At 34.4% G+C, this 1120-nt stretch carries 1 protein-coding gene; it reads right to left on the bottom strand.

Annotated features, from left to right (window positions below; genetic code table 11):
* Nucleotides 1-233 precede the first annotated feature (233 nt).
* Nucleotides 234-806: a TetR/AcrR family transcriptional regulator gene (locus H5202_RS23020; RefSeq protein WP_182774058.1), complete on the bottom strand. Its 573-nt coding sequence runs from the start codon at nt 804-806 to the stop codon at nt 234-236.
* Nucleotides 807-1120 lie beyond the last annotated feature (314 nt).

A 1120-nucleotide genomic window follows, 5' to 3' on the forward strand; every position in this document is an offset into this window, starting at 1 on the left:
GTTAAAATGAATGGATCAATTGACGCCAAGCCTATTTTTATGATTGAAAAATTAAGTCCCCAAATCATAGTGATACATATTGCCAAACTAAAATCTTTTGCGTTCATAAATCCTCAATAATCAACAATCTCACTGTAGAGCTGCGCATTTTACAATCCTTTATGTTATTCGCACTGTGTACCAACTAAAGTGTTGAAGCTGGAATACATTATCGACATCAACCCTGACGTTATTTAATCCACGATTAAGAGTTGTTCTATTAATGGTAAAATGTATTTGATAGCATCTTTCTTATGTCGGACCAAAGCAGAAATAATTGCCCCCTCTTTCAGTAATAATAGTTGCTCTGCAAGATTCTCCGCTTGTTGAGCAGTTCTACTAATAGGTTTAACTATATTCAATAGCAATTCGTAAACATCATCCTTATGGCTTTTACAAGCCATTGCAATTGCTTCATCTAATGGTTCACTTTCCACACTGGTGTTAATAAAGTAACACCCTCGAAAGGGGCCAATAGTCGTTGTTCTATTATTAAACCAGTCGTCTAATCCAACAAAAATACTAGTTATTGCCTGTTGTGGACTTTCATCATATTGAATCAACGACACTAGCCATTGCATAAAACGTTCATGTCTTAAATTTATGGTAGCTAATATCAGTTCATCTTTGCTACGAAAGTGGCAATATAAGGTCCTTTTGGAGATTTTTGCTTCCTCCAGAACCGCATTAATACCTGTGGCATTGATACCATTTTGATAAAAAACTTCTAGAGCGCTCTCGACCAAATGTGCTTTTTTCTTACTCAAAATACTTCCTTAAATATAACTTGTAAATTCATTGTTCAGTGTGAAAGGTCGATTTTTAGATACCTAGTCAAACTGTTCATAGTTCCAAACAATTGTAATATCACCTGCAGATTGTTCAAAATACTTTTCCTTAATCACCAGATACTGCGTATCGTTAAAAAATCATCCATACAATTTTTATTTTTGAAACTTATAGTAAACACACGATTGATATTATTATCATCCTAGTCAAGTAAGAACGTCTGAAACCTTAAAGTCATAGCCAAAAAAAACCGTGATAGGAGGTTATAATCGGCTTTATGGCTGCGCGATAT

Source organism: Shewanella sp. SG41-4 (genome assembly GCF_014164505.1).
Taxonomy (GTDB): domain Bacteria; phylum Pseudomonadota; class Gammaproteobacteria; order Enterobacterales; family Shewanellaceae; genus Shewanella.